At 72.7% G+C, this 25,297-nt stretch carries 23 protein-coding genes; 19 read left to right on the forward strand and 4 right to left on the reverse strand.

All coding sequences use genetic code 11. The features are described from left to right. Positions 1-357 precede the first annotated feature (357 nt). The 6 genes from ADK55_RS33990 (at position 358) to ADK55_RS34015 (ending at position 6,208) form a co-directional block, all read left to right on the forward strand. On the forward strand, positions 358-1,290 hold the full coding sequence (locus ADK55_RS33990; protein WP_053684603.1) for a TauD/TfdA dioxygenase family protein: 933 nt from the start codon (positions 358-360) through the stop codon (positions 1,288-1,290). A 28-nt stretch (positions 1,291-1,318) separates the two neighbouring features. Continuing rightward, a complete protein-coding gene (gene ssuE / locus ADK55_RS33995; protein WP_053684605.1) occupies positions 1,319-1,876 on the forward strand; it encodes an NADPH-dependent FMN reductase in 558 nt (185 codons plus the stop codon). Positions 1,877-1,903: 27 nt separating this feature from the next. Continuing rightward, a complete protein-coding gene (locus ADK55_RS34000; protein WP_053684607.1) occupies positions 1,904-2,935 on the forward strand; it encodes an ABC transporter substrate-binding protein in 1,032 nt (343 codons plus the stop codon). Positions 2,936-2,944: 9 nt separating this feature from the next. Further along, positions 2,945-3,775, forward strand: a complete 831-nt coding sequence (locus ADK55_RS34005) for an ABC transporter ATP-binding protein (protein WP_053684609.1) — start codon at positions 2,945-2,947, stop codon at positions 3,773-3,775. Continuing rightward, on the forward strand, positions 3,772-4,770 hold the full coding sequence (locus ADK55_RS34010) for an ABC transporter permease (protein ID WP_234350369.1): 999 nt from the start codon (positions 3,772-3,774) through the stop codon (positions 4,768-4,770). Before ADK55_RS34005 ends, ADK55_RS34010 begins: the two co-directional genes overlap by 4 nt. Positions 4,771-4,876: 106 nt before the next feature. Beyond that, the gene (locus ADK55_RS34015) at positions 4,877-6,208 is read left to right on the forward strand and encodes an LLM class flavin-dependent oxidoreductase (protein WP_053684611.1); all 1,332 of its coding nucleotides are present in this window, start codon (positions 4,877-4,879) and stop codon (positions 6,206-6,208) included. Positions 6,209-6,256: 48 nt separating this feature from the next. Here ADK55_RS34015 and ADK55_RS34020 read toward each other — a convergent pair whose 3' ends face one another. Next, the gene (locus ADK55_RS34020; protein WP_053684844.1) at positions 6,257-7,174 is read right to left on the reverse strand and encodes an NADP-dependent oxidoreductase; all 918 of its coding nucleotides are present in this window, start codon (positions 7,172-7,174) and stop codon (positions 6,257-6,259) included. A 101-nt stretch (positions 7,175-7,275) separates the two neighbouring features. After that, complete coding sequence (locus tag ADK55_RS34025; RefSeq protein ID WP_053684613.1) at positions 7,276-8,001, reverse strand: DUF2470 domain-containing protein; 726 nt, start codon at positions 7,999-8,001, stop codon at positions 7,276-7,278. Between the two features lie 226 nt (positions 8,002-8,227). Between ADK55_RS34025 and ADK55_RS34030 the strand changes: the two genes are divergently transcribed. The 6 genes from ADK55_RS34030 (at position 8,228) to mmuM (ending at position 13,073) form a co-directional block, all read left to right on the forward strand. Further along, on the forward strand, positions 8,228-8,623 hold the full coding sequence (locus ADK55_RS34030) for a cell division protein SepF (RefSeq protein WP_053684615.1): 396 nt from the start codon (positions 8,228-8,230) through the stop codon (positions 8,621-8,623). A gap of 66 nt (positions 8,624-8,689) precedes the next feature. Further along, positions 8,690-9,940: an AAA family ATPase gene (locus ADK55_RS34035; RefSeq protein ID WP_234350370.1), complete on the forward strand. Its 1,251-nt coding sequence runs from the start codon at positions 8,690-8,692 to the stop codon at positions 9,938-9,940. Beyond that, complete coding sequence (locus tag ADK55_RS34040; RefSeq protein WP_053684617.1) at positions 9,937-10,308, forward strand: nucleotide pyrophosphohydrolase; 372 nt, start codon at positions 9,937-9,939, stop codon at positions 10,306-10,308. The genes ADK55_RS34035 and ADK55_RS34040 overlap by 4 nt, the downstream gene beginning before the upstream one ends. A gap of 122 nt (positions 10,309-10,430) precedes the next feature. Further along, the gene (locus tag ADK55_RS34045) at positions 10,431-10,916 is read left to right on the forward strand and encodes a DUF6099 family protein (protein ID WP_053684618.1); all 486 of its coding nucleotides are present in this window, start codon (positions 10,431-10,433) and stop codon (positions 10,914-10,916) included. Positions 10,917-11,226: 310 nt separating this feature from the next. After that, positions 11,227-12,150, forward strand: coding sequence for an LLM class F420-dependent oxidoreductase (locus tag ADK55_RS34050; RefSeq protein ID WP_053684620.1), 924 nt, complete (start codon positions 11,227-11,229; stop codon positions 12,148-12,150). Between the two features lie 14 nt (positions 12,151-12,164). After that, positions 12,165-13,073, forward strand: a complete 909-nt coding sequence (gene mmuM, locus ADK55_RS34055) for a homocysteine S-methyltransferase (protein WP_053684621.1) — start codon at positions 12,165-12,167, stop codon at positions 13,071-13,073. 37 nt (positions 13,074-13,110) lie between these two features. Here mmuM and ADK55_RS40815 read toward each other — a convergent pair whose 3' ends face one another. Next, positions 13,111-14,028: an excalibur calcium-binding domain-containing protein gene (locus ADK55_RS40815; RefSeq protein ID WP_324611216.1), complete on the reverse strand. Its 918-nt coding sequence runs from the start codon at positions 14,026-14,028 to the stop codon at positions 13,111-13,113. Positions 14,029-14,182: 154 nt separating this feature from the next. On the opposite strand from ADK55_RS40815, the gene ADK55_RS34065 reads away from it, so the two are divergent. From ADK55_RS34065 to argF, 5 genes are all read left to right on the forward strand, one after another. Continuing rightward, entirely contained in the window at positions 14,183-15,769 is a 1,587-nt protein-coding gene (locus ADK55_RS34065; RefSeq protein ID WP_078999762.1) for a 3' terminal RNA ribose 2'-O-methyltransferase Hen1, read from the forward strand. Further along, positions 15,766-18,354, forward strand: coding sequence for a polynucleotide kinase-phosphatase (locus tag ADK55_RS34070; protein WP_053684623.1), 2,589 nt, complete (start codon positions 15,766-15,768; stop codon positions 18,352-18,354). The genes ADK55_RS34065 and ADK55_RS34070 overlap by 4 nt, the downstream gene beginning before the upstream one ends. Positions 18,355-18,524: 170 nt before the next feature. Then, positions 18,525-19,028 carry a hypothetical protein gene (locus ADK55_RS34075; protein WP_053684625.1) on the forward strand — a complete coding sequence of 168 codons (504 nt, stop codon included), beginning with the start codon at positions 18,525-18,527 and terminating at the stop codon, positions 19,026-19,028. A 76-nt stretch (positions 19,029-19,104) separates the two neighbouring features. After that, positions 19,105-20,331: an arginine deiminase gene (locus ADK55_RS34080; protein WP_053684627.1), complete on the forward strand. Its 1,227-nt coding sequence runs from the start codon at positions 19,105-19,107 to the stop codon at positions 20,329-20,331. 114 nt (positions 20,332-20,445) lie between these two features. After that, entirely contained in the window at positions 20,446-21,468 is a 1,023-nt protein-coding gene (gene argF / locus ADK55_RS34085; RefSeq protein WP_053684629.1) for an ornithine carbamoyltransferase, read from the forward strand. A gap of 99 nt (positions 21,469-21,567) precedes the next feature. Here argF and ADK55_RS34090 read toward each other — a convergent pair whose 3' ends face one another. After that, positions 21,568-22,005, reverse strand: a complete 438-nt coding sequence (locus ADK55_RS34090; protein WP_053684632.1) for an ATP-binding protein — start codon at positions 22,003-22,005, stop codon at positions 21,568-21,570. Between the two features lie 199 nt (positions 22,006-22,204). Here ADK55_RS34090 and ADK55_RS34095 point away from each other — a divergent pair, with 199 nt between their 5' ends. Beyond that, a complete protein-coding gene (locus ADK55_RS34095) occupies positions 22,205-23,032 on the forward strand; it encodes an enoyl-CoA hydratase family protein (RefSeq protein WP_053684633.1) in 828 nt (275 codons plus the stop codon). A gap of 5 nt (positions 23,033-23,037) precedes the next feature. Further along, positions 23,038-25,296, forward strand: coding sequence for a bifunctional salicylyl-CoA 5-hydroxylase/oxidoreductase (locus ADK55_RS34100; RefSeq protein WP_053684635.1), 2,259 nt, complete (start codon positions 23,038-23,040; stop codon positions 25,294-25,296). The last annotated feature ends 1 nt before the right edge of the window (position 25,297 follow it).

Here is a 25,297-nt window from a genome sequence, read left to right on the forward strand (position 1 = left end):
GGGCAGGTCAGGGGTGCTGTGCGGGGTTTTGGCGCCGGGCGCCGGCGGGGGCTGCGGTGGGGGTTGACCCCGGCGGGGGGCGCTGACAGTCTCCGAGCCATGTCCGCGATCGAGCACCTCGCCCCGCGGCTCCACACCCCCGGCTCCTGTACCGCGCCGGGCGAGTGTCAGGGCCGCCTCCCGGCCCCGCGCCGCGCCTGAGCGACGCCGCTCCGGGGTCCTGTGACCCCGCGGTGCCCCGAGGCCGCTTCCGCCCCCGCCCCGCCCCGTGTGCGTGCCGTTCGCCGCGCATCGCGCCCCGTTCGCGTACCGGCATTTCTTCCCCTGCGGAAATAAATCTCTGACCCGGGAGTTCCCATGACCACTGTCACCGCTGTCTCCGTCGCCAAGATCGGCGGCCGCATCGGCGCCGAGATCGGCGGCGTCCGCCTCGGCGGCGACCTGCCCGCCGAGACCGTCGCCGAGATCCGTGCCGCCCTCCTCGCCCACAAGGTGGTCTTCTTCCGCGGCCAGGACCACCTCGACGAGGCCGGACACGAGGAGTTCGCCCGGCTGCTCGGCGCGCCGGTCGCCCATCCGACCGTGCCCTCCGCCGACGGCCGGTACGCCCTCGGCATCGACTCCGACCACGGCGCCCGCGCCAACCAGTGGCACACCGACGTCACCTTCGTCCCCGCCTACCCCGCCTTCTCCATCCTCCGCGCCGTCACCATCCCCCCGTACGGCGGCAACACGCTCTGGGCCAACACCGCCACCGCCTACGCGGGCCTCCCGGAGCCGTTGCGGGTCCTGGCCGACGGCCTGCGCGCCGTGCACTCCAACGAGTACGACTACGCCGCCCTGCGGCCCGACGCGCTCCCCGAGGCCCTCGCCCAGTACCGCGAGGTGTTCACCTCCACCACGTTCCTCACCGAGCACCCGGTGGTCCGCGTCCACCCCGAGACGGGCGAACGCACCCTGCTCCTCGGCAACTTCGTCCAGCGGATCACCGGCCTCACCGGCCGGGACTCCCGCGTCCTCCAGGACCTGTTCCAGGCGCACATCGAGAGCCCCGAGAACACCGTCCGTTGGCAGTGGCGCGCCGGCGACGTCGCGATCTGGGACAACCGCGCCACCCAGCACTACGGCGTCGACGACTCCGACGACCACGAGCGCACCCTGCGCCGCGTCACCGTCGACGGCGACGTGCCCGTCGGCCCCGACGGACGCCCGTCCCGCCTGATCAGCCCGGAGACCGTGCCCGACCCGGAGTTCGGCATCGCCTCCGGCGCCTCCTCCGCCTCCGTCTGACCCGCCCCCGCCGCACAAGGAGAGCCCCGTGCCCAAGCTGCTCGCCGTCACCGGCAGCCCCTCCGTCCACTCCCGTACCGCCGTGGTCGTCGACCAGGTGCTGCGTCGTCTGTCCCACTCCGGGTACGAGACCGCGCACCTCGCCGTACGGGAACTGCCCGCCGCCGACCTGCTCTCCGCCCGCCGCGGCGAGCCCGAGATCCGCCGCGCGGTGGAGGCCGTGGCCGAGGCGGACGGCCTGATCATCGCCACCCCGATCTACAAGGCCTCGTACACCGGCCTGCTCAAGGCCTTCCTCGACCTGCTCCCGCAGGACGGCCTGGCCGGCAAGACGGTCCTGCCGATCGCCACCGGCGGCAGCCTCGCCCACGTCCTGACCATCGACTACGCCCTGCGCCCGGTCCTCTCCGCGCTCGGCGCCCGACACGTCACCGCCGGCCGGTTCGTCCTGGACTCCGCCGTCGAGCGCGGGGACGGCCCGGACCGGCTCCGGCCCGAGGCGGAGCTGGACCTGTACCAGGCCGTCGACGAGTTCGCCGACGCGCTGCGCATCGCCCCCGCGGGCGCCCTCACCACCGCTCACTGACCCCGTACGCACCGACAAGGACCCGTCATGCCCGCAGCCTTCACCACGTCCTCCACCTCCCGACGCCAGTTCCTCACCCTGCTCGGCATCTCGGCGGCCGCGGTGAGCTGCGGCACGGCCACCGCCACCGGCGGCTCCGGCAAGCAGGTCACGTCCCTGAAGTACCAGGGCTCGGTGGGCGCGGTCACGCTCCCCGAACTGGCCGCCGATCTCGGGTACCTCGGCAACCTCACCCTGGACTGGGTCGGCAACACCATCAGCGGCCCCCAGGACATCCAGTCCGCGGCCACCGGCCAGACCCACTTCGGCGGCGCCTTCAACGGCGCGATCGTCAAACTCGCCGCGAGCAAGGCGCAGATCCAGGCCGTCATCTCCTACTACGGCTCCGACAAGGACACCTACCTCGGCTACTACGTCCTGGAGGACAGCCCGATCCGGTCGGCCCGCGACCTGATCGGCAAGAAGGTCGGCATGAACACCCTGGGCGCCCACGCGCAGGCCCTGCTCGACATCTACCTGGAGCGCAACGGCCTCTCCAAGGGTGACGCCGGCAAGGTCGAGTCCCTCGTCGTCCCGCCCGTCAACACCGAACAGGCCCTGCGCCAGAAGCAGATCGAGGTGGGCGTCCTCAGCGGTGTGCTGCGCGACAAGGCCCTCGCGGCCGGCGGGATACGCCCGCTGTTCAAGGACTTCGAGCTGTTGGGGGCGTTCAGCGCCGGCAGTTACGTGATGACCCGGCGCTTCATCAAGGAGAACCCCAACACCGTCAGGACGTTCACCACCGGCGTCGGCAAGGCCATCGATTGGTCGCGCACCACCCCGCGCGAGCAGGTCATCGCGCGGTTGACCGACATCGTGAAGAAGCGCGGCCGCAACGAGGACACCTCGACACTGCGCTACTGGCGCTCGTACGGGGTCGCCGAGCCGGGGGGCCGGATCGCCGACAAGGAGTTCCAGCTCTGGATCGACTGGCTGGGCGAGCGCGGCGAGATCAAGAAGGGGCAGCTCAAGGCCGCCGACCTCTACACCAACCAGTTCAACGGGAACGGGAAGGGCTGACCGACTGCCATGGCGAAGATCGTGTTCGACTCCGTGACGAAGACCTTCCCGACGAAGGACAGGAAGAACAGGAGGAACAAGCAGGAGTTCACCGCCCTCGACGGCATCGACCTGGAGATCGAGGCGGGGGAGTTCGTGGTCGTCGTCGGCCCCAGCGGGTGCGGCAAGTCCACCCTGCTCGACCTCCTCGGCGGCCTGACCCGCCCCACCTCCGGCAGGATCCTGCTCGACGGCGAACCCGTCACCGGGCCCGGGCTCGACCGGGGCATCGTCTTCCAGCAGTACGCGCTGCTGCCCTGGCGCACCGCACTGGGCAACATCGAGTTCGGCCTGGAGGCGACCGGCGTCCCGCGCCGCCAACGGACCGAGAGGGCAAGGGAGTTCCTGGACCTCGTCGGGCTCACCGGCTTCGAGGACCGCCACCCCCACGAACTGTCCGGGGGCATGCGCCAGCGGGTCGCCATCGCCCGCTCGCTCGCCTACGACCCCGACGTGCTGTTGATGGACGAGCCGTTCGCGGCCCTGGACGCGCAGACCCGCGAATCCCTCCAGGACGAACTGCGGCGCATCTGGCAGCGGACCGGCAAGACGATCGTGTTCATCACCCACGGCATCGAAGAGGCCGTGTACCTGGGGCAGAAGGTCGCCGTGATCACCTCGCGCCCCGGCCGCGTCAAGGAGGTCGTCCGGGTCGACCTCGGCGACCGTGCCACCGGCGCCACGGGCGAGGACCTGCGCTCCAGCCCGGAGTTCGCCCGTCACCGCCACGAGATCTGGACCCTGCTCCACGACGAGGTGGCCCGCGCTCAGCAACTGGAGAAGGAGGAGGCCACCGTATGACCACCGGAACCGACATCACCGCCGCCGCCCTGGCCGGCCTGGCACCCCCGCCGGAGACCGAGGACCCGGCCCGGCCCGCGGAACAGCCGACCACCGGGGCGCCCGCGCGGCCGGCGGCGCCCGCCGAAGCACCTGCCCCCGCGCCCGTCGAGGAGGCCGTCGCCCGTACGGAGCCGGTCACGGCGAAGACCCCCGTACGGAGCCCGGGGCGCGGGCGCGGTCTGCTCGCCGCCGTCGGGCGCGGGCTGAGCGCCGCCGTGCTGCGCTCGGCCGCCATCCTCGCCCTGCTCGCCCTCTGGGAGACGGCGCCCCGGCTCGGCCTGGTCGACGCCACGTTCCTGCCGCCGGTCAGCGAGGTCGCCACGGCCTGGTGGGAGCTGCTGGGGGACGGGCAGCTCGCCGAACACACCGGGGCCAGCCTGGTCCGCTCCTTCGGCGGCTTCGGCATCGCGGTCGTGATCGCGGTACCGCTCGGCCTGCTCATCGGCTGGTACCGGCCGGTCGCGGTGCTGCTCGGGCCGCTGCTGGAGGTCTTCCGCAACACGGCGGCGCTGGCGCTGCTGCCGGTGTTCGTGCTGCTGCTGGGCATCGGGGAGACCTCGAAGGTGTCCATCGTGGTCTACGCGTGCGTCTGGCCGATCCTGCTCAACACGATCAGCGCGGTCGGCAACGCCGATCCGACCCTGGTGAAGCTGGCCCGGTCGATGGACCTGTCCACGCCGAGGCTCTTCCAGAAGGTGATCCTGCCGTCGTCGGTGCCGGCGATCTTCACCGGGATCCGGTTGGCGGGAGCGGTGTCGATCCTCGTGCTCGTGGCGGCCGAGATGATCGGCGCCAAGGCGGGACTGGGCTACCTGATCAACGCCTCGCAGTTCAACTTCGCGATCCCGCAGATGTACGCGGGCATCGTCACCATCTCCGCGATCGGGCTGGCGTTCAACCAGCTCCTCGTCACGATCGAACGCCGCCTGAGCCTCTGGCGCGTACCCGCCTGACACCGGCGCCCCCCGCGGTGCGACCCGGGGCCGCCGCCCCGCGCCGCCCGCCCGCCCTTCCCCCCGGCGGTGCCCCGCGCGCGCCGACCCGACCCGAGGAACCGACATGACCGCTCCCCGCACCCTCCACCTCAACGCCTTCCTGATGAACGCCGGTCACCACGACGCCGCCTGGCGGCACCCGGACAGCAGCCCCGAACGGGTCACCGACCTGCGCTACTTCCAGGAGCTGGCGCGCACCGCCGAACGCGGACGCCTCGACTCGATCTTCTTCGCCGACGGCCTGGCCCTGTGGGGCAAGGCCCGCTACAACGCCCTCGGCGGGTTCGAGCCGCTGACCCTGCTCTCGGCCATCGCCGCCGTCACCGAGCACATCGGGCTCATCGCGACCGTCTCCACGACCTTCAACGAGCCGTTCCACACGGCCCGCAAGTTCGCGTCGCTCGACCACATCAGCAACGGTCGCGCCGGCTGGAACATCGTCACCTCCGGCACCGTCGACGAGGCCCGCAACTTCAACCAGGACGAGCACCTGGCCCACAACCTGCGCTACGAGCGGGCCCGCGAGTTCCTGGACGTCGCCGGCAAGCTCTGGGACAGCTGGGAGGACGACGCGATCGTCCTCGACAAGGAGCGGGGCGTCTACGCGGACACCGACAAGCTGCACCCGGCCGCCCACCGGGGCGAGTACTTCGGTGTCGCCGGCCCGCTCAACGTGCCCCGCTCACCCCAGGGACACCCGCTCCTCGTGCAGGCGGGTTCCTCCGAGGACGGCAAGGAGTTCGCCGCCCAGTACGCCGAGGCGGTCTTCACCGCGCAGCAGACCCTCGCCGACGGCCAGACCTTCTACAAGGACCTCAAGTCCCGGCTGGCCCGTTACGGCCGCGCCGAGAGCGACCTGCTCGTCCTGCCCGGCATCGCCCCCGTCATCGGCTCCACCGAGGCCGAGGCCAAGGCGCTGGAGCAGCAGCTCACCGACCTCCAGGTCCCCGAGTACGGGCTCGCCCAGCTCTCCGGGATGCTCGGCGTCGACCTCTCGGACCACCCCCTCGACGGCCCGCTGCCCGAGCTGCCCGAGGAGCGGGACATCAACGGCAACAAGAGCCGGTTCACGCTCGTCGCCGAACTGGCCCGGCGGGACGGGCTGACGCTGCGCCAGTTGATCGCCCGGCTCGGCGCGGGACGTGGACACCGGGTCTACGCCGGCACGCCCGAGCAGATCGCCGACCAGCTCCAGGAGTGGTTCACACAGGGCGCGGCGGACGGCTTCAACATCATGGCGCCGGTCCTGCCGACGGGCCTGACCGCGTTCGTCGACCACGTCGTGCCGATCCTCCAGAAGCGCGGTCTCTTCCGTACGGAGTACACCGGCACCACCCTGCGCGAGAACTACGGCCTCGCCCGCCCGGCCAACCGTCACCTCGCGCCGACGGCCTGAGCGCACGCGCCGCCCGGGTCCGACCCCGGGCGGCGCGCCCGTGCGCCGTCAGACGGTCAGGACGATCTTCCCTCGGGTCCTGCCGGAGGCGCTCAGCTCCCACGCCCTGGCGGCCTCGGCCAGCGGCAGGGCGTGCGCCACCTCGACCGTCAGCCGTCCGGAGTCGGCCAGCTCGGCCAGGAACGTCAGGTCGGCGGTGTCGGGCCGTACCCACGGCTGGTGCGCGCCCTTGGCGGCGGCCTCCTGGTCGGCCAGGGAGGACACCCGGTCACGCTGCTTGACCAGCGACTGGAGGAGTTCCACCCCGTCGCCGTGGAAGTCGAGGCCCGCGTCGACACCGTCGGGTGCCAGCGCGCGGATCCGCTCCGCCAGCCCCTCCCCGTACAGCACCGGTTCGGCCCCGAGCCCGCGCAGGTAGTCATGGTTGTGCGTGCCGGCCGTGCCGATGACGCGCAGGCCCAGCGCGACCGCGATCTGCACGCCCAGCGAACCGGTCCCACCCGCCGCGGAGTGGATGACGACGGTCTCGCCCGCTTCCGCCCCCACGCGCAGGAGCGACTGGTAGGCGCTGAGGCCGGCCAGCGGGAGACCGGCGGCCTGTTCGAAGCTCAGCGAGCGGGGCTTGCGGGCGAGGGTGCGCACGGGTGCGGCGACGCGTTCCGCGTAGGTGCCGAGCTGTACCCATTCCTTGCGGACGTAGCCGTACACCTCGTCACCGACGGAGTGGTCGAAGGTGTCGGGGCCGACCGCCTCGACGACTCCCGCGACGTCCCAGCCGGGTATGACGGGGTGGCGGACCTCCAGGACGGGGTCGAGGTATCCGAGGGCGAGCTTCCAGTCCACCGGGTTCACCCCGGCGGCCTTGACCCGGACGAGGACCTCGCCCGGTCCGACCTTCGGCTCCGCCACGTCGGTGAGTTCGAGGTTCTCGGCGGGTCCGTACGCGCTGTAAGTGATGGCCTTCATGATCATCACCAACCCGGGTCCCGCGGGCCTCTATTCCCGGACCGCGCGAAACCTCCGGAGAACTCGTCCGCGCCTCCAGGGAGTTCGGGTACGGCGCGGGCTCAGGCGGGCAGGGTGTTGCGGTGCGAACGCCGCCGGGCCGCGCTGAGCAGGGCCTGGATCTGCGCCCCCGACTGTTCGACGTCGTCCAGGGGGGAGGGGAAGGGCAGCCGCGCGTCACGGTGACCGTTCGCCTCCTCCAGCCGCAGCGTGATGCCGTACCGGTCCAGGGCCAGCGGCAGCGCGCGCACCACGGCGGCCGCGGGCGCCGGGCGGACCAGCCGCAGCAGCAGGGTGACCAGTTCGGGGTGGTCGTCGAGCAGGTGGGTGAGCATCCCGGCCTCGTACGGGGCGAGCGGGTCGGGCCAGGCCTGGTCCAGCTCCTCCAACCCGATGTACGAGGTCCCCTCGGCCGTCTCCAGGATGGCCTGGCCGTACTCCACGCAGGTGCTCTCGGCGCTGTTCTCGGTGTACGGGGTGAGCAGGTGCCCGATGACGGTGACCCGGGCGCGCACCCGGTCCCGTACCGGGGTCGGGGCGATGTCGGTGAACTCCAGCCGGATGACCGGCCGGTCCTCGGCGGGGGCGGTGCCCCCCTGACCGGCGGCGGGGGCGGCCGGGTGCAGGTGCAGCCGACCGAGCAGGTCTTCGCCCTCCATCTGGTGGACCTCGCTGCGCAGTCCGTCCGTGACCACGGTCATGGAGTGGGCGGCGGCCAGGATCGACCGGACCCGCTCGGCGTCGGTGGGCGCGGCGGCGGGCGTGGCAGGGGCACCGGACATGCGCATGCGGATCTCTCCATCGTCCGAAGGTTAGGTATGCCTAACCTAACCCATTCGTCTCCCGGGGAGTACCCCGCGCCCCGGTCGACCCGAAGGCTCGGCGATTTGTTCGGGCGAAGATTCGGGTCCCGCGGCGGCGCGCCCCGACACCCGCCGTGTCGGTGTTGGGCTGAACGGGTGAAACACGAGAGGATGGCCCGATGCACATGAAGCGCACGGCCGAGGCGGCCCGGTGAGCAGGTACGACGTCACGGACGAACAGTGGGAGGGACTCGCGCAGGTGGTCCCCCTGCGCAGTCGCAACGAGTGGCCCTCCCGGGTGGACCACCGCACGATCCCCACGGCTCCCGGGGCGTCGGCGGCGGAACAGCGGCGCTTCGTCGTGATCCGGGTCCAGATCTTCGCGGACGCGCGGGAGGTGGCCGAGTATCTGATCGCCCAGATCCCCGTGCTGCTGGACCTCACGGGCGCGGACACCGAGGTGGCCAAGCGGATCCTGGACTTCAGCAGCGGCGTCGTCTTCGGACTGGGCAGCGGGATGCACCGGGTCGACCGGAACGTCTTCCTGCTCGCGCCGGTCGGCACCGAGGTCGAGGGCATCGCCGCGGCGGCCGTCCCCCGATCGTAGGAAGGTCCGCACGACGGAACGGTTCGCCGGGACCGAGGGGTCACCGGCGGCCGTACCGTCCGGCGCATGGAAGCCACTGCGGGCACAGGGTTGGCCGAAGCCCCCGCCGTCGACGCCCCAGCGACCGAAGCCCTCGTCGCCGAAGCCCTCGTCCATGACACCCCCGGGGATCCCGCCCCCGGGCGGCCCGTCGCGCACCAGCGGCCCGCCGTCACCGAGTTGCGGCTGTCCGCCTTCGGCCCGCACCGCTCGGCCGTCTTCCCGCTCGGCCCCGTCACCCTGTTCGCCGGACCCAGCGGCAGCGGCAAGTCCCAGGCCCTGGACGCCTACGAGGCGCTGGCCGCCCTCGCCTCCGGGGCGACACTGGAATCCGTGTTCCCGGATCCTTCCGCCCGGGTGCCCGAACGGGCCGTGCCCGACGCCCAGCGCCGGCGCGGATTCCGGATCGGCTGCACCGTCGACGGACCCGTCGGACCGATCCGGCTCGACCTCGCCGTCCAGGCCGAACCCACGCTCCGCGTCGTCGGCGAACGACTCGCGCAGGACGGACAGATCCTGCTCGGCACGGCCCTGCGCGACCCCGGTCGACGCACCGTGCAGGCGAGTTGGCTGACCGGCGGGTCCGTCGGCATGACCCGCGCCCCGCTGCCGGACGACCGCCTCGGAACCGCCCTGCTGCCGCTGCGCGTCGCCGGGTCCACCGCCGGGCAGCGGCGCGTCCTGACCGCCGCCGAGCAGGTCGTGGTCGCGCTGCGCTCGGTGTTCCCCTGCGACCCGCGCCCGGAGCGGATGCGGGCCGCCGTCCCGCCCGGCGCCGGACGGCTCGCCGGCGACTGCGCGAACCTGGCCGACGTCCTGCGCCGCACCCGTCACGAATGCGGCACCCGCCACGCCCTCCTGACCGAGGCGGCGCGCACCGGCTGCGCGGGACCGGTGGCCGGGCTGACCGTACGGGACCTGCCGGACGGCTCCGTCGCCGCGCTGCTGGACCGGGGACCCGGCCGGCCCGGTACCGGCCTCGACCGCCTCGGCTCGGGCGAACTGCGCTTCCTCGCCCTGGCGCTCGTCCTGCTGACCGGACCCGGGGTGCTGGCCATGGACCCGGCCGCCGAACTGCTCTCCGCGCGGCAGGCCCTGACCGTGCTCGCCGACGACCTCGACCGCGGGATGGACCGGCGGCAGGAAGCCGAACTGCTGCGACTCGCCCAGCTCTGCTGCGCGCGCGGCCAGGTCAGGTTGGTGGGCTCCGTCGGAGAGGGGTGTGCGGGAACCGCGCGCGGACTCCCCGGCGTCTCGGTGGTAGACCTGGTCCCATGAGCGACACACAACCCCGGGAAGAGCGCCTGTACCTGCTCCAGCGAAGGCTCGCCGAGTTCGCGGCGGCCCGCGACTGGGCCCCCTACCACACACCCAAGAACCTGGCCGTGGCCCTCAGTGTGGAGGCGTCCGAACTGGTCGAGATCTTCCAGTGGTTGACGCCCGAGCAGTCGGCGCGGGTCATGGAGAAGCCGGAAAGCGCGCACCGTGTGGCCGACGAGGTGGCCGACGTGCTCGCGTATCTGCTGCAATTCTGTGAGGCCCTCGGGGTGGATGTGCTGGACGCGCTCGCGGCGAAGATCGAGAGGAACGAGCTCCGTTTCCCGGCACCGGGCGGTTCGAGCCAGAATCGTCACTCTTCGGAGTGATGGCGTCGTCCACAACCATGTTTGTGTCCATAGATTTCCGAATACCCCTGGCTTTACTGGCTCGTTGCCTTCACTCTGGGTAGTGGAGAACGGTGGGATGTCGTGCGGACGGGGGACGGCATATGGATGCGGTACGGCTCATCGCGGCCGGCCGGCACGCGCTGGCACAGAGTGGGGCTGCGTGGGACATCGTGGGCGAGGCCTGGCAGGCCCAGGCGCTCGCCCAGGGGATAGGGAGCTGGCTGGCGGTCACCGGGCCGCCGGAACTCAGAGCGGAGTCACGGGGACTGGGAGAAGCGGGTGGCAGAGGCTGCGGAGTGCTCGACCGCGCGGCACTGCGGGGCGAGGGCAGCGCGCCCGAGCCGCCGCCGAGAGCGGCGCAACTGGCCGGGGTGGCGGATGTCCGGCAGGCGCTGCTGGGGCTCCAGGCGCTGCTCGGCGAGGTCGGCATAGCACTGGTCGGGGTGGCCTGCGGAACGGACGACGAGGGCCTGTACTGGCAGTGCATCGAGTCCATCGACGCGGCCGACGAGTCCAGCGACCGGGTGCGGGCGATACTGCGCAAGATGTCCGTCCGGGAGCGGGGTTCCGCGTCGGGAGTGTCCTGAGCGACGAGGTTCCGGCGGCGGTGAGGCGGCGGTGAACCGCGGGGTGTCGGCGGGGTGCCCGGGCCGGACTTCCAGCCGGGGTGCCGGGGCGGGGTGCCGGGCCGGACTTCCGACGCGGGCCCCCCGGGCGGGACTTCCGGGGCGGGCACCCGGGCGGGACTTCCCGAGTGGGCTGATCGGCGCGCGGGGCCGGCGGTTCGGCTCCGTCCGGGCGGCGATCCCGGTCCGGGCCGGTCGCCGGCGGGGTAGGGGTGGACCGTCCGGTTGACGGAGATTCACCCGGGCGGGGCTGGAGGGGCAGGATAGGAGCATGGACCTCCGCATTTTCACCGAGCCCCAGCAGGGTGCGAGCTACGACACCCTGCTGACCGTCGCCAAGGCCACCGAGGACCTCGGCTTCGACGCGTTCTTCCGCTCCGACCACTATCTGCGGATGGGGTCGGCCGACGGCCTGCCCGGTCCCACCGACGCCTGGATCACCCTCGCGGGCCTGGCCCGCGAGACCAGCCGGATCCGGCTGGGCACCTTGATGACTGCCGGTACCTTCCGGTTGCCCGGTGTCCTCGCCATCCAGGTGGCCCAGGTCGACCAGATGTCCGGCGGCCGTGTCGAACTCGGCTTGGGGGCGGGCTGGTTCGAGGACGAGCACAAGGCGTACGGGATCCCCTTCCCGGCGGAGCGGATGGCCCGACTCGAAGAGCAGCTGGCCATCGTCACCGGACTGTGGGCCACCGCGCCCGGGGCCACCTTCGACTACCGGGGCACCCACTACCAGGTGGAGAACTCCCCGGCGCTGCCCAAGCCGGCCCAGGCCAAGGTGCCCGTCCTCATCGGCGGTCACGGAGCGAAGCGCACGCCCCGTCTCGCGGCCCGGTACGCCGACGAGTTCAACATGCCGTTCGCGTCGATCGCCGACAGCGAGCGGCAGTTCGGTCGGGTCCGGGCCGCCGCCGAGGAGGCGGGCCGCAAGCCCGGAGAGCTCGTCTACTCCAACGCGCTCGTGGTCTGTGTGGGCAGGGACGACGCCGAGGTGGCCCGCCGGGCCGCGGCGATCGGCCGCGAGGTGGACGAGCTCAAGGCCAACGGCCTGGCCGGTTCACCGGCCGAGGTCGTCGAGAAGATCGGCGCGTACGGGGCCATCGGCGCCTCCCGGATCTACCTCCAACTCCTCGACCTCGACGACCTGGACCACCTGGAGCTGATCTCCGCCCAGGTGCTGTCCCAGCTCGGCTGAGAGAGGCGGATCCGATGCCCCGTGCCCGCGAGGTGCTCGCCGAAGCCCTGGCGGGCGCCACCGTGCTCTTGGACGGCGGGCTGAGCAACCAGCTCGCCGCCGAGGGCTGCGACCTGTCCGGCGGCCTCTGGACGGGCCGGGTGCTCGCCGAGCGGCCGGACCTGATCGAGGCCGCCCACACGGCCTACGCGCGGGCCGGCGCCCAGGTGCTGATCACCGCGAGCTACCAGGTCGGGTACGAGGCCTTCGCCGCCCGGGGGTACGGGCGGGACCGGACCACGGCCCTGCTGGGGCGCAGCGTGCGGCTGGCCGCGACCGCCGCCGAAGCCGCCGAGCGGGACGTCTGGGTGGCCGCGAGCGTCGGCCCGTACGGGGCGGTGCTCGCGGACGGTTCCGAGTACCGCGGCCGCTACGGCCTCGGGGTGCGCGAGCTGGTCGACTTCCACCGGCCCCGCATCGAGGCGCTGTGGGCGGCCGGACCGGACGTGCTGGCCCTGGAGACCGTCCCGGACGCCGTCGAGGCCGAGGCGCTGCTCACGGTCGTGGCGGAGACGGGCGCCGCCGCCTGGTTGAGCTACACGCCGGCCGGCGGCCGGACCCGGGCCGGGCAGCCGCTCGCCGAGGCCTTCGCCCTGGCCGCCGGGGTGCCCGGGATCATCGCGGTCGGGGTCAACTGCTGCGACCCGCGGGACGTGCTGCCGTCCCTGCGGGTCGCGGCCGAGGCCACCGGGAAACCACTCGTGGCCTACCCGAACGACGGCTCCGTGTGGCAGGCCGACACCGACACCTGGCAGACCCCGGCCGCGCCGCCCCCCTGGCCCGTGGCGGACTGGCGCGCCGCCGGCGCCCGACTCGTCGGAGGCTGCTGCCGCATCGGCCCGGCCGAGATCGCGGCCCTGGCCGGGCGACTGCGGCTGGGGTAGGACACCACAGGCTAGGAAGGCGCCCCCGCCCGGAGGGCTACTCGCAGGCGATGCCGTCGCCGTCCCGGTCGAGGTGACGGCCGTAGCCGGGGTCGCCTCGCCGGATGGGGGCGGCGCCGGCGGCCCGCACGGCGGCGCAGTTCCGGTAGGAGACGTCTCCTCCGCCGGTCGAGGAGCCGCCATCAGTCGAGGAGCCGCCGGTCGAGGAGCCGCCGGTCGTGGTCGACGATCCGCCGCTGGTCGAGGACGAGCCGCCGCCCGTGCCGGAGGAGCCGCCACCGGTCGTCGAGGAGCCCGAACTCGACGCGGAACCCCCGCCGTTCGAGTCGTCGGCGGGCTCGGTGGGGGTCGGCTTCGGCTTCGGCTTCGGGTGGAGCACGGCGCCGACCGACGCCGGGCAGGCGGTGCCCGGTGCGACGAGGTGGACGTCCGTGCCTGCGGTGTCCGCGGCGAGTCGTGTGCCCGCGCCCAGGCCCTGGAAGCAGACGAGCCAAGTGGTGTGGTCCGCGGGGAGGGGGACGTCCGCGTACGCGCTACGAGCGGTCAACTCGCCCTTGATCAGGGCCTCGACCGCCTTCTCCGCCGCACCGAACGGCTTGCCGACGACCGCCGGCATCACGGGCTCGGCGCTCGGGGTGGGCGTGGGGCTCGGGCTCGCCGAGGGGGTGGCGGCGGGGGAGGTCGTGGCGACCGCGGCGGCCTTCGGCTTCGCGTCGTCGACGGGCTCCTTCGGCGGGTCCGACAGCATCACGATCAGGAACCACACACCGGACAGGACGGTGGCGACGATCTTCTGTGTCCGGTTCCAGCGGCTCGTCCAGGCGAGGACGATGCCCGCCGGGGGCAGCAGGACCAGGGCGCCGATGATCAGCGCGGGGTGCTGCCACCACCGTCTGACGGGGTGGACGGGCGCGTAGGCGTGGGGTGGCGGGTACATGGTTCTCCCGGAAGGCACGAGATGGAATGTCGTTCAAAGAAGCGACAATGCCAAACCAGGCCGCCCGGTGTACGGGGAATGGGACGGAAGGCGGATCGAGCAGGGGGAGGGACGCTTCCCCCGACCGGAATTCCGTTGTCCGGGAAGCCGCGATCCACACATACTCGACCGCATGTTCCTGACGATCTCCACGACCGGCACCGCCGCACGTCCCGCCACCGACCTGGGCTTTCTGCTGCACAAGCATCCCGGGAAGGCGCAGGCGTTCTCCACCTCCCACGGCACCGCGCACGTCTTCTACCCCGTGGCGTCGGACGAGGAGTGCACCGCGGCGCTGCTGCTGGAAGTGGACCCCGTCGCGCTCGTGCGCCGCGGGCAGGGCAAGGGGCGGGGCGGAGCACCGGACGCGGCCCTCGCGCAGTACGTCAACGACCGTCCGTACGCCGCGTCCTCGCTGCTGGCCGTCGCGCTCAGCGGGGTCTTCCGCAGTGCCCTCAAGGGCCAGTGCCTCGCCCGCCCTGAGCTGCCGGAACAGACCCGGCCGCTGCGGATCGAGATCCCGGCGCTGCCCGCCCGCGGCGGGGAGGAGCTGGTACGCCGGCTGTTCGGCCCGTTGGGCTGGGAGTCCGTCGGCGTGACGCGCGTACCCCTCGACGAACGGTTCCCCGAGTGGGGCGACTCCCGGTACGTACGCCTCGTGCTGGAGGGCGAGTTGCGCCTCGCCGACGCGCTCCGTCAGCTGTACGTCCTGCTGCCCGTGCTCGACGACGCCAAGCACTACTGGGTGGCGCCCGACGAGGTGGACAAGCTGCTGCGCGCCGGTGACGGCTGGCTCGCCGGGCACCCCGAGAACGGCCTCATCACCGCCCGCTACCTCGCCCGCCACAAGAGGCTCACCCAGGACGCCCTGGAACGCCTGGAGCTGGTCCGCCTCGCCGAGGTGGACGGCAGCGAGGTCGAGGAGATCGACAACGCCGTGGACGAGACGAAGGACACCGAGGAGCGTCCGGTGCCGCTCGCGGTGCGACGCCGCGAGGCGATCCTCGACGCGCTGCGCACCGCCGGCGCGGCCCGCGTCCTCGACCTGGGCTGCGGCCAGGGGCAGTTGCTGCAGGCCCTGCTCAAGGACGTGTCCTTCACGGAGGTCGTCGGCGTGGACGTGTCCATGCGGGCGCTCGGCACCGCCGTCAAGCGGCTGCGACCGGAGCGGATGGGGGAGCGGCAGAGTTCCCGACTCACCCTCCTCCAGGGCTCCCTGGCGTACACCGACAAGCGGCTGGCGGGCTATGACGCGGCCGTCCTCAGCGAGGTCATCGAGCACGTGGACCTGCCCCGGCTGCCCGCGCTGGAGTACACCGTCTTCGGCGCGGCCCGCCCGCGCACGGTCCTGGTGACCACCCCGAACGTCGAGTACAACGTCCGCTGGGAGTCCCTGCCCGCCGGGCACGTCCGGCACGGCGACCACCGCTTCGAATGGACCCGGGAGGAGTTCCGCGCCTGGGCGGACCGGGTCGCCGGGCGGCACGGCTACTCCGTCACCCACGCGCCCGTCGGGGACGAGGACCCGCAGGTCGGGCCGCCGACCCAGATGGCCGTCTTCACCCGCGAGGACGGCGCCGCGGCCGAGGCGACCCACGCCGGCAGGAACACCCACACCGACATCGACACCCACACCCACACCCACACCCACATCGACACCCACACCCACATCGACACCCACACCCACACAGACACCCCGAAGGAGGGCGAGGCAGCATGACCACCGAAGACGGCACCACCGCCACCGAAGACGGCGCCACCACCACCGACCGGGGGCGCGTGCTCCCCGTCACCGATCTGTCCCTCGTCGTGCTCATCGGCGCCACCGGATCGGGCAAGTCCACCTTCGCCCGCAGGCACTTCAAGCCGACCGAGGTCATCTCCTCCGACTTCTGCCGCGGTCTGGTGGCCGACGACGAGAACGACCAGAGCGCGAGCAAGGACGCCTTCGACGTCCTGCACCACATCGCCGGCAAGCGGCTCGCCGCGGGTCGCCTCACCGTGGTCGACGCGACGAGCGTGCAGCAGGAGTCCCGCCGGCAGCTGGTCCGGCTGGCCCGCGAGCACGACGTCCTGCCCATCGCCATCGTCCTCGACCTGCCCGAGGAGGTCTGCGCGGAACGCAACGCCACCCGCCCCGACCGGGCCGGGATGCCGCGCCAGGTCATCCAGCGGCACCGGCGCGAACTGCGCCGCTCGCTGCGCGGACTGGAGCGCGAGGGGTTCCGCAAGGTCCACGTCCTGCGCAGCGTCGAGGAGGTCGAGACGGCCGAGGTGGTGTTGGAGAAGCGCTACAACGACCTCACCCACCTCACCGGCCCCTTCGACATCATCGGCGACGTCCACGGGTGCGCGTCCGAGCTGGAGACCCTGCTCACCACACTCGGCTACGAGGACGGCGTCCACCCCGAGGGCCGCACCGCCGTCTTCGTCGGCGACCTCGTCGACCGGGGCCCGGACAGCCCCGGGGTCCTGCGCCGCGTCATGGGCATGGTCGGCTCGGGCAACGCCCTGTGCGTACCGGGGAACCACGAGAACAAGCTGGGCCGCCACCTCAAGGGATCCGACGTCCGCCGGACCCACGGCCTGGCCGAGACCATCGAGCAGCTCGCCCGCGAGCCGGAGGAGTTCGTCCGGGAGGTCCGCACGTTCATCGCCGGTCTCGTCAGCCACTACGTGCTCGACGGCGGCCGGCTGGTGGTCTGCCACGCCGGGCTGCCGGAGAAGTACCACGGCCGCACCTCCGGCCGGGTCCGTTCGCACGCCCTGTACGGCGAGACCACCGGCGAGACCGACGAGTTCGGCCTGCCCGTGCGCTACCCGTGGGCGGAGGACTACCGGGGCAAGGCCGTCGTGGTCTACGGCCACACCCCGGTCCCGAGCACGGCCTGGATCAACAACACCATCTGTCTCGACACCGGCGCGGTCTTCGGCGGGAAGATGACCGCCCTGCGCTGGCCCGAGCGCGAACTCGTCGACGTACCGGCCGAGAAGGTCTGGTACGAGCCGGTCAAGCCGCTCGCCGCCGAGACCCCGGGCGGACACGACGGACGACCGCTGGACCTGAACGACGTCATCGGCCGCCGGATCGTCGAGACCCGGCACCTGGGCAACGTCAACGTGCGCGAGGAGAACGCGGCGGCGGCCCTGGAGGTCATGAGCCGCTTCGCGGTGGACCCGCGGCTGCTCCCGTACCTGCCGCCCACGATGGCGCCCACGGCCACCTCGCGGCAGGAGGGCTACCTGGAACACCCCGCCGAGGCCTTCGAGCAGTACCGGAAGGACGGCGTCGAGCGGGTGGTGTGCGAGGAGAAGCACATGGGCTCCCGCGCCACCGTCCTGGTGTGCCGGGACGCCGAGGCCGCCCGCGAGCGGTTCGGCGTGGACGGCCCCACGGGCTCCGTCCACACCCGCACCGGGCGCCCCTTCTTCCACGACCCCGAGGTCACCGAGGAGGTGCTCACCCGGATCCGCCGGGCGATCACCGACGCCGGGACGTGGGAGGAGCTCGACACGGACTGGCTGCTCCTCGACGGGGAACTGCTGCCCTGGTCGCTGAAGTCCACCGGCCTGCTGCGCAACCAGTACGCCGCCGTGGGCGCCGCCTCCCGCGCCGTGTTCCCCGACGCCCTCGCCGCCCTGGAGGCGGCCGGGGCCCGGGGCGTGGACACCGCCGCGTTGACCGCCCGCCAGCGCGAACGTGCCGGCGACGCGGCCCTGTTCACCGACGCGTACCGGCGCTACTGCTGGAGCACCGACGGGCTGGACGGCGTACGGTTCGCGCCGTTCCAGGTCCTGGCGGCCGCCGGGCGCTCGCTGGCCGCCGTGCCGCACGACGAGCAGCTGGCCCTCCTGGACCGGCTCGTCGCCGCCGACGAGGCCGCCGGCACCGGGCTGTTGCGCCGCACGGGCCGGATCGTGGTCGACACCGGCGACGAGGCCTCCGTGCGGGCGGGCACCGACTGGTGGCTGGACCTCACCGCCGCCGGCGGCGAGGGGATGGTCGTCAAACCGCTCGTGGCGTACGCCAGGGACGTCAAGGGGCGCCTGGTCCAGCCGGGGGTGAAGGTGCGCGGGCGCGAGTACCTGCGGATCATCTACGGTCCGGAGTACACGCGCCCGGACAACCTGGAGCGGCTGCGCGGGCGGTTCCTCGGCCACAAGCGTTCGCTCGCCCTGCGCGAGTACGCCCTGGGGTTGGAGGCGTTGGACCGGCTGGCGGCCGGGGAGCCGCTGTGGCGGGTGCACGAGGCGGTGTTCGCCGTCCTGGCGTTGGAGTCGGAGCCGGTCGACCCGCGGCTGTGACCCCGCGCGGGCCGGGCCGCCCGTACGGCGCGTAAAGCAAGGGCCCCCGTACGGCCTCGAATTAGGTCGTATGGGGGAACTTTCGCGGAGAACTCCGGGAAAACCACCGGCGGGATCGTTCATCCAGGGCAGCGGAACGTCCGCGACCCCGAAAGGACGGAACCCCACCTATGAAGATGACCGCGCGCGGAAGCATTGCGGCGCTCATGACCTGTATGGCGGCGGCCGGCGCGACCACCCCGGCCCTGGCCGACGCGGTACCCGTCGCCGTCCCGCTTGAGGCCGTCGAGACCACGCTGGGCGTGGACACCCCGCGTGTGGCCACCGGCGTTCCGGTGCCGGTCGTCGGCGCCCCCGAGGCCCCGCGCCACCACACGGGAGACCTGCTTCCGACCCCACTGCTCCCGGTGGTCCCGATCGGCACCGACCTCGGTCACACCCTCGTGACCTCCCCGGTGCCGAACCTGGCGGGCAGCCCCGAGACGGACGGCGAGGGTTCGGTGGAGGCCCCCTCGACGACCCTGCACGCCAAGAGCCCCGGCGCGGTGATCGGCGCCCCGCTGAGCATGCCGGACGGGAGCAACTACGGGCTCCCGCGCCTCACCACCCCGAAGCTGGGTCTGACCGCCCCCGAGCTCACCGGTGCCCCGGCGGCGCTTCTCGGCCTGCGCTGAGGGCTTCTCGGCCTGCGCCGAGGCCGTTGAGCCGACGCCAGGTCAAAAAGCCGCCCGGTCTGGGAATGTGTACGGCATGGGATTCCATGTCGACTCCGAGACCGGGCGGCTTCGCCGCGTCATCCTCCACCGGCCCGACCTGGAGCTGAAGAGGCTCACACCAAGCAACAAGGACGCCCTGCTCTTCGACGATGTCCTGTGGGTGCGGCGCGCCCGCCAGGAACACGACGGCTTCGCGGACGTGTTGCGCGACCGGGGCGTCGCGGTGCACCTCTTCGGTGATCTGCTCCGGGAGGCCCTCGACATCCCGGAGGCGAGACACCTCGTCCTCGACCGGGTCTTCGACGAGAAGGAGTACGGGCCGCTGGCCACCGACCACCTGCGGTCGGTCTTCGACGGGCTGTCCGCGCACGCGCTCGCGGAGGCGCTGGTCGGCGGGATGACCAAGCGGGAGTTCCTGGACGCGCACGCCGAGCCGGTGTCGGTCCGGTTCCACGCGATGGAGTTGGACGACTTCCTGTTGGGGCCGCTGCCCAACCACCTGTTCACCCGCGACACCTCCGCCTGGATCTACGACGGGGTGTCCATCAACGCCATGCGCTGGCCGGCCCGGCAGCGCGAGACCGTCCACTTCGAGGCGATCTACAAACACCACCCCCTCTTCACCTCCTCCGGCGCCTTCCACTACTGGTCGCAGGGGCAGGCCGACTACCCGTCGACGATCGAGGGCGGCGACGTCCTGGTCATCGGCAACGGCGCCGTGCTGATCGGGATGAGCGAGCGCACCACCCCGCAGGCCGTGGAGATGCTGGCCCGCGGACTGTTCGCCGCCGGGTCGGCGACCACCATCGTGGCGCTGGACATGCCCAAGCGGCGGGCCTTCATGCACCTGGACACGGTGATGACGATGGTGGCCGCAGATACGTTCACTCAGTACGCGGGACTGGGCATGCTGCGCTCCTACACGATCGAGCCGGGAGCCGAGGCGAGCGAACTCAAGGTGACCGACCACCCGCCGGAGCACATGCACCGGGCCATCGCCGCCGCGCTCGGACTGGACTCGATCAAGGTGCTGACCGCCACCCAGGACGTGCACTCGGCGGAGCGGGAACAGTGGGACGACGGCTGCAACGTGCTGGCGGTGGAGCCGGGGGTGGTGATCGCGTACGAGCGCAACGTCACCACCAACACCCATCTGCGGCGGGAGGGCATCGAGGTGATCGAGATCCCGGGCAGTGAACTCGGGCGGGGGCGGGGTGGGCCGCGCTGCATGAGCTGCCCGGTGGAGCGGGACCCGGTCTGACGTCGGCCGGAGGGTGGCGGGGGCGGTGACCTGCCCGAGGGTGGTCTGTATATCAATGCGGAGCATCGTATAGACTTCCAGCATCCCCTGTCAGTGTCACCCTGGAGTGTCCCCATGGCCACCGATCTCGTCGGCCGCAGTTTCCTCAAGGAGCTCGACTTCACCGCCGCCGAGTTCCGCGGCCTGATCGAACTCGCCGCCGCCCTCAAGGCCGCCAAGCGGGCCGGGACCGAGCGGCGCCTGCTCCAGGGGCGCAACATCGCGCTGATCTTCGAGAAGACCTCCACCCGCACCCGCTGTGCCTTCGAGGTCGCCGCCGCCGACCAGGGCGCCCACACCACCTACCTCGACCCCACCGGATCCCAGATGGGACACAAGGAGTCCGTCAAGGACACCGCCCGGGTGCTCGGCCGGATGTTCGACGGCATCGAGTACCGGGGCGACAGCCAGGAGATCGTCGAGGAACTCGCCGCGTACTCCGGGGTGCCCGTCTTCAACGGCCTCACCGACGACTGGCACCCCACCCAGATGCTGGCCGACGTGCTCACCATGACCGAGCACTGCGCCAAGCCGCCGGAGCGGATCACCTTCGCCTACCTCGGCGACGCCCGCTTCAACATGGGCAACTCCTACCTGGTGACCGGCGCGCTGCTGGGCATGGACGTGCGGATCGTCGCGCCCCGCGCCTACTGGCCCGCCGAGTCGGTGGTGGCCGCGGCCCGCGACCTCGCGGCGCGCAGCGGTGCGCGGATCACCCTCACCGAGGAGATCGCCGAGGGCGTGGCGCAGGCCGACTTCGTCGTGACCGACGTCTGGGTGTCCATGGGCGAACCCAAGGAGGTCTGGGACGAGCGGATCGCGGCCCTGTCCCCGTACGCCGTGACCATGGACGTGCTCCGGGCCACCGGGAACCCGGACGTGCGGTTCCTGCACTGCCTGCCGGCCTTCCACGACCTCGGGACGGCGGTGGCGCGGGAGATCCACGAGCGGCACGGGCTGGAGTCCCTGGAGGTGACGGACGAGGTGTTCGAGTCCGAGCACTCGCTGGTCTTCGACGAGGCCGAGAACCGCCTGCACACCATCAAGGCCGTGCTGGTCGCGACGCTGGCCGAGCCCGGAGCGGATCTCCCCGCATAGTCATGCGGGTCGCGGGTCGCGGGTCGCGGGTCGCGGGGTCGCCGGGTCGCCGGGCGCGCGGCTCCGGTCGTGTGCCTCCCGGGTGGCCGCGCCGCCTCGTCACGCGTGCCGACGTGCGGGCAGCGTGAACCACACCGCCTTGCCGTGCTCGGTGGGCCGGTGGCCGCAGGCGGAACTCAGCGTGCGGATCAACAGCAGGCCCCGGCCGTGCTCCTGCCAGGGGTCGGGGTGCGCGTCGTCCCGGCGCGTCGCGAGATCGCCGGGCGGCCGGGGGTCGCCGTCGTGCACCTCGACCTGGCAACCGTTCGCCAGCAGTTCCACGACCAGTTCGATCGGGGCCCGGCCCGCGGTGTGCTCGACGGCGTTGGCGACCAGCTCGGCGGTCAGCAGTTCCGCGGTGTCGCTGTCCGCGGACGGTTCGATGTCGGCGAGGGCGGTACGGACCAGGGCGCGCGCGATGGGTACGGCGGCGGTCGTGTGCGGCAGGGCGATCCGCCAGGCGGATGGGTCGGGCAAGGCGGGGCTGTCCTTATCCATGGGGAGGCGGGCAGGGGTCGGGTAACTCCCGGTTTCAACGATACGAACCCGAAGTGTGGCCCCGTAGGGCACCCCGTCCGAAACGTGCGGGGCCGGCGCCACGGGTGGCGGGGACCTTCGGCGCGGGGCGTGGACACGCCCTCCGGTAGGTGTCGCGTTTCTGTGACGGGAGTCACGAGGCGGTGATACCGTCGGTTGGGTGAGCCCCTTCCTCGGTTCCACCTCAGCGACCGAACGGTGGCGCCACCTCCGGGTGACCCGGCAGGACGGCGTGGCCACCGTCACCCTCGACCGACCGGACAAGCTGAACGCGCTCACCTTCGGCGCCTACGCCGACCTGCGCGATCTGCTCGCCGAACTGTCCCGTGAGCGCTCCGTGCGCGCCCTCGTGCTGGGCGGCGAGGGGCGCGGCTTCTGCTCCGGCGGAGACGTGGACGAGATCATCGGCGCCACCCTCGCCATGGACACCGCCCAGCTCCTCGACTTCAACCGGATGACCGGCCAGGTCGTCCGGGCCCTGCGCGAATGCCCGTTCCCGGTGATCGCCGCCGTCCACGGGGTGGCCGCCGGGGCCGGCGCCGTCCTCGCGCTCGCCTCCGACTTCCGCATCGCCGACCCCACCGCCCGCTTCGCCTTCCTCTTCACCCGCGTCGGCCTCTCCGGCGGCGACATGGGCGCCGCCTACCTGCTGCCCCGGGTCGTCGGCCTCGGCCACGCCACCCGGCTGCTGATGCTCGGAGAACCCGTACGGGCCCCCGAGGCCGAGCGGATCGGCCTGCTCAGCGAGCTGACCGAGGAGGGCAAGGCCCACACCCGGGCCGCCGAACTCGCCGCCCACCTGGCCGCCGGCCCGGCCCTCGCCTACGCCCAGACCAAGGCGCTGCTGACCGCCGAACTCGACATGCCGCTGGCCGCCTCCGTCGAGTTGGACGCCAACACCCAGGCACTGCTGATGAACGGCGACGACTACGCGGAGTTCCACGCCGCCTTCACCGGCAAGCGCCCGCCGCAGTGGAAGGGCAGGTAACCCCCATGGCCGTCGAGAAGACCCTGCGGGTCGCCGTCGTGGGCGGCGGGCCGGGCGGACTGTACGCGGCGGCGCTGCTGGCCCGACAGGGTCACGCCGTGGACCTCTGGGAGCGCAACGCCCCGGACGACACCTTCGGCTTCGGGGTGGTGCTCTCCGACGAGACCCTGGGCGGCATCGAACGGGCCGACGCGGTCGTCCACGCCGCCCTCGGCGCGGAGTTCGTCCGCTGGGACGACGTGGACGTCGTCCACCGCGGGCGCCTGTTGACCTCGGGCGGCCACGGCTTCGCCGCCCTCGGCCGGCGCCGACTGCTGGAGATCCTGCACGAGCGCTGCGCCGGCCTCGGGGTCCGACTCCGCTTCCGGGCCGAGGCACCGGACGCCCGGGAACTCGCGACCTCCCACGACCTGGTGGTCGCGGCCGACGGGGTGCACAGCGCCACCCGGGAGAGCGGCGCCGCGCACTACGGTCCGAGCGTCACGCCCGGCCGCTGCCGGTACGTCTGGCTGGCCGCCGACTTCGCCTTCGAGTCCTTCCGCTTCGAGATCGCGGAGACCGAACACGGGGTCATGCAACTGCACGCCTACCCCTACGCGGCCGACGCCTCCACCGTGATCGTCGAGATGCGCGAGGAGGTGTGGCGGGCGGCGGGCCTCGACCTCTGCGACGAGGACGAGTCGGCGGCCCGCTGCGCCAAGATCTTCAGCGAGGCCCTGCGCGGCCGACCCCTGCGCGGGAACCGCTCGACCTGGACCCGCTTCCACACCGTCGTCAACGCGCGCTGGTCGCAGGGCAACGTGGCCCTCCTCGGCGACGCGGCGCACACCGCGCACTTCTCCATCGGATCCGGTACCAAACTCGCCGTCGAGGACGCGCTCGCCCTCGCCGAGGCCGTGGCGGCCGAACCGGACGTACCGGCCGCGCTGGCGGCGTACGAGGCGGCCCGGCGGCCCGCGGTCGCCAGCACCCAACGGGCCGCGGCCGCCAGCATGCGGTGGTTCGAGGAGATCGCCGGGTACGTCGACCAGCCCGCCCGGCAGTTCGCCTTCAACCTGCTCACCCGCAGCCGGCGGGTGACCCACGACAACCTGCGGCTGCGCGACGCGCGGTTCACCGGCGCCGTGGAACGGGACTTCGGCTGCCCGGACGCGCACACCCCGCCGATGTTCACCCCGTTCACCCTGCGCGGACTCACCCTGCGCAACCGGGTCGTGGTCTCGCCGATGGACATGTACTCGGCGCCCGACGGGACCGGCGTGCCCGGCGACTTCCACCTGGTGCACCTCGGCTCCCGCGCCCTGGGCGGCGCCGGGCTGGTCATGACCGAGATGGTGTGCGTGAACGCCGAGGGCCGCATCACCCCCGGCTGCACCGGCCTGTACACCGCCGAACAGGCGGCCGGCTGGCGGCGGATCACGGACTTCGTGCACACCTCCGCGCCCGGCGTCGCCCTCGGCGTCCAACTCGGCCACTCCGGCCGCAAGGGATCGACGCGCCTGATGTGGGAGGGCATGGACGACCCCCTCCCCGCGGGCAACTGGCCCCTGGTCGCGGCCTCCGCCCTGCCCTACCGGCCGGGGATCTCCGCGGTACCCCGCGCCCTGGAGGCCGCGGACCTGCCGGCCATCCGCTCCGACTTCGCCGCCGCCGCCGTCCGGGCCGCCGACTGCGGCTTCGACCTGCTGGAACTGCACTGCGCGCACGGCTACCTGCTCTCCGGGTTCCTCTCCCCGCTCACCAATCGCCGCACCGACGCCTACGGCGGGTCGCCGGAGAACCGGCTCCGCTTCCCGCTGGAGGTCTTCGACGCGGTCCGCGCGGTCTGGCCCGAGGACCGCCCCATGACGGTCCGGCTCTCGGCCACCGACTGGGCCCCCGGAGGCACCACCCCCGAGGACGCCGAACGGATCGCCGCCGCCTTCGTCGCCCGCGGGGCGGACGCCATCGACGTCTCGACCGGCCAGGTCGTGGCGGACGAGGCGCCGGAGTACGGGCGCTCCTACCAGACCCCCTACGCCGACCGGATCCGCAACGCCCTCGGCGTCCCCGTCATCGCCGTCGGTGCGATCTCCTCCTGGGACGACGTCAACTCGCTGCTCCTCGCGGGCCGCGCCGACCTCTGCGCCGTCGGCCGCCCCCACCTGTACGACCCGCACTGGACCCTGCACGCGGCCGCCGACCAGGCGTACCAAGGTCCGGCCGCGCCCTGGCCGGCCCCCTACCGCGCCGGCAGCCGCACACCCCCGACGGGCCGGGGCTGAC

This window comes from Streptomyces sp. WM4235, assembly GCF_001279725.1.
Taxonomy (GTDB): domain Bacteria; phylum Actinomycetota; class Actinomycetes; order Streptomycetales; family Streptomycetaceae; genus Streptomyces.